Below are 3228 nucleotides of genomic sequence, written 5' to 3'. Positions count from 1 at the left end.
GAGATGCGAGATGCGAGATGTGATATTGATATGGCCCCTAAAAAGTAGACACAGGGGTTGTCCCGTATTTAATCAACACGGGACAGATAAAGTAGGGAGAGATTAACGCTTTAAGTCGATGTAAATCTGCTCTACCTTGGTACGAGCCCAATCTGTTTTACGCAAAAATTTTAAGCTCGATTTAATGCTCGGGTCTTTTTTAAAGCAGTTGATGTTCACCATGTAACTCAACTCTTCCCAACCGTAATGTTCAACTAATTCAGTCAGTAGCTTCTGTAGAGTGATACCGTGAAGTGGATTATTGTCTTGTGTCATGAGATGTTCTCGCCATTTATTTGAGCTAAGTATACCAGTTTCGCTTTATGAATTATCCGACCATTTGAGTTCGTAATCGGTGTGGATAATCGAAAGCTCTTCTCTACCTGTATCACCAAACAATTTAACTTGAGTCTGCATCCATTCTTCGAAGCGTTTTATCTTTTCTCGATGGAAGTAACCTGGAGGCGCGCATAAAAAGTAATTGTATTTAGGCTTCAGCGCGATATTACCGATTCGGACGAGTTTCTTTTCCTGCAAATAGCGATAAACCAAGCTGTGCTTAACCAAGGCAACGCCCTGAACGGATAATGCACCCTCTAAAACAAAATGTGAGCCGTCAAATTGCAATGATGAACGTCCTGCCTTCGCCCCAGCAACGTCTAACCATAGATTCCAATCCATATCAGGCCAACGGTCTTCAATTAACTCTGCTTTATGCAGATCGCTGATGTCATAGATTCCATATTTTTCTTTATAGATAGGATGACAGACAGGGTAAACAACTTCGTCCATTAACCAACGTGATTCAATATTTGGGTAGTTACCATGACCATATCGAACACAGACATCGACAGCTGAGTCTTCAAAGGTAACCAGTTTGTTGGTCGGTTCTATTAACATAGATAAATCTGGGTGACGGTCGCGGAAGTCGCCAATTCTAGGCACTAACCAATGTTGTGCAAAAGAGGGTACGGTCGAAATCGATAACTGAGTGGGGTTGGGGTCTTGGTTTATTCGTCTTACTCCATCTTGAATATGAGCAAAGCCTTTCTTCGCTTGTAGATAGAGCACTTCACCTTCATGAGTTAATACTATTTTTCGGTGCTGGCGAATAAACAGGTCTGCGCCTAACCATTCTTCAAGTTGGCGAATTTGTTGGCTGACTGCTGCTGCCGTGACAAATAGCTTTTCTGCTGCGAGCTTGAAACTGCCAGTTTCAGCCGCAGTATAAAAATAGTAGATCCCTTGGAATGGTGGCGTTCGCTCTCTCACATTAGTTTTCCTTAACTGAGTACCAGTATCTATCGTTTGTCGCTAATGCGTTACTGGTCGATTATTGACCATAATAAAGCAAAGCGTCAATAGGAGAGCGATTATGAACACGATAACAACGACATCAAATACTCATCATTCATTCTTATCATCATTATCAGGTAAGAAATTCTATTCTAAATTTAGGATTTATCTTCAGAATCGTAGGACGAGAAAACACCTAGCAGAGCTATCGGATCATTTACTTGAAGATGTTGGTATTACCCGAGAGCAGGCTAATGAAGAGATGAAAAAATCTTTTTGGGAGTAAATAAACTTCACGCACGTAACTCTATCTATATAAAAGGAGTTACGTGAACGCGGAGTGTGATAAGTAATGCTGAGTTATCTTTGCAAAGCCAAAGCCAAAGCCAAAGCCAAAGCCAAAGCTAAAGTTAGCTCTTAGATATTTCAGACACTTCTTCATGCAACCACTCAGTAAATGCCTCAATACGTTCTTTCCTCGGCGAGCTAGGGTCAAAACATAAGTTAACTTGAACCCCAGGTGTCATGCCTATATCAAAGGGTTTCACTAGTAAGCCGCGTTCGATGAAGTCACCAGCCAAGCTGTCTGTAGCTAGGCAAACCCCGTGACCCGCCATGACTGTGGTTAGACCCATATCAAATGTGCCTACTTCTACCCATTGGACAGTACTACTTTTGATTGGAACATTTACTCGTTTGAACCACTCCTCCCAAAGATAGTGCCCCCCTTTAAATTGGATCAGCCAACACTTTAGAAGCTGTTCTGGTGACGAAAACTTCAAAGAGTTAGCAAGAGCAGGTGAGCAAAAGGGATATAAAGGTTCATTGATTAGGACTTCAAGCGATAGACCTTGCTCAACAGGGAGATCCTCACCTTGAAGAATCGCGACGTCAATCTCATCATATTTTAGTTTAGGAGTATCATTCTCGGTGAGGAGTTTGATTGGTATTTCGGGGTGTTTGACTGAAAACTTCCACAACCGAGGTAATAGCCAACGCGATGCAAAAGATGGCAGACTTCGAACCACGATAACGCCTTGTAAGGGTTCAGACTGGATCTTGTTCAACCCGACAACAAGCTCTTTAAATCCATCTGACACATGTTGGAAGAGAGTCCGACCCTCTTTAGTCAATGCCATTTCACGCCCTTTCCTAATGAACAGCTTGCACTCTAGTTGTTCCTCTAACTGACGGATCTTTTGGCTGACAGCAGCTTGGCTAACAAAGAGCTCTTCTGCTGCCTTGCTGTAGCTACTCAAGCGAGCTGCGACTTCGAAGTAACGAAGTCAGGAAAGGTGGCGTAGTCTATTATCCATAACGTCTTCTTATAGTTCTTGTTAGAAATGGTTGTTCGCTTATCGAACAGGTTGTTTTCATAATAACGACAGAACGATGGCAAATACAAGAGAGTAATTATGGAAGCATTAATCCGTTGGACAAGATTTTATGGGACTAAGTTGTTTAAAAATAATAAGATCAAAGGAGGTAAGGCTAAGGCGAAACAGAATAAGGTTTTATGTGCAGAACAGCTGAGTCGTAGAATGAAAGAAGATATAGGGTTAGAGTAAGAGAATAACGATGCTTCTGATTATACTAAATGTTTATAATCATGACTTATGTATCCATTAGCGTGAAGGCTAGTTTCGCTGGTTCTATCTCGGCCACAATATTCATTTGTACTCGCTTAATCCAGCCTGACTTTACCCATTAATCATCGAGTACTTATAAAAATCCATTCCTACTAAACTAAATGCTTATTTTTCAATTTACGTTGTCTTATTTTTGAGACTTTAACTCTGATTTATATAAAAACAAGCGTCATAATGTTTTTTTCCTTTCTTTGTCTAATGGATATAAAACAGACAGTTATTTTTGGGATTAATAAATGAAAAT

4 protein-coding genes and 1 pseudogene are annotated in these 3228 nt (G+C 40.7%); 2 read left to right on the top strand and 3 right to left on the bottom strand.

Features of this window, described 5'->3' with window-relative positions; genetic code table 11:
- Positions 1-102: 102 nt before the first annotated feature.
- Both AB4185_RS21795 and AB4185_RS21790 read right to left on the bottom strand, forming a co-directional pair.
- The gene (locus tag AB4185_RS21795) at positions 103-315 is read right to left on the bottom strand and encodes a VF530 family DNA-binding protein (RefSeq protein WP_012604684.1); all 213 of its coding nucleotides are present in this window, start codon (positions 313-315) and stop codon (positions 103-105) included.
- A gap of 45 nt (positions 316-360) precedes the next feature.
- Positions 361-1311: a LysR substrate-binding domain-containing protein gene (locus AB4185_RS21790; RefSeq protein WP_372135930.1), complete on the bottom strand. Its 951-nt coding sequence runs from the start codon at positions 1309-1311 to the stop codon at positions 361-363.
- Positions 1312-1414: 103 nt separating this feature from the next.
- Here AB4185_RS21790 and AB4185_RS21785 point away from each other — a divergent pair, with 103 nt between their 5' ends.
- Positions 1415-1621: a DUF1127 domain-containing protein gene (locus AB4185_RS21785; protein ID WP_102331947.1), complete on the top strand. Its 207-nt coding sequence runs from the start codon at positions 1415-1417 to the stop codon at positions 1619-1621.
- Between the two features lie 124 nt (positions 1622-1745).
- Here AB4185_RS21785 and AB4185_RS21780 read toward each other — a convergent pair.
- Positions 1746-2651: pseudogene (locus tag AB4185_RS21780) on the bottom strand (LysR substrate-binding domain-containing protein).
- Positions 2652-2750: 99 nt separating this feature from the next.
- On the opposite strand from AB4185_RS21780, the gene AB4185_RS21775 reads away from it, so the two are divergent.
- Positions 2751-2903, top strand: coding sequence for a hypothetical protein (locus AB4185_RS21775; RefSeq protein WP_017063293.1), 153 nt, complete (start codon positions 2751-2753; stop codon positions 2901-2903).
- Positions 2904-3228: the final 325 nt, after the last annotated feature.

Origin of the sequence: Vibrio sp. 10N.286.48.F5 (genome assembly GCF_041469785.1) — a bacterium.
GTDB classification, from domain to species: domain Bacteria; phylum Pseudomonadota; class Gammaproteobacteria; order Enterobacterales; family Vibrionaceae; genus Vibrio; species Vibrio crassostreae_C.
This window is presented reverse-complemented; position numbering and strand designations above follow the sequence as displayed.

Coding starts and splice junctions, on each gene's coding strand:
- AB4185_RS21795 (WP_012604684.1), bottom strand. CDS start 315: ATGACACAAGACAATAATCCACTTCACGGTATCACTCTACAGAAGCTA.
- AB4185_RS21785 (WP_102331947.1), top strand. CDS start 1,415: ATGAACACGATAACAACGACATCAAATACTCATCATTCATTCTTATCA.
- AB4185_RS21775 (WP_017063293.1), top strand. CDS start 2,751: ATGGAAGCATTAATCCGTTGGACAAGATTTTATGGGACTAAGTTGTTT.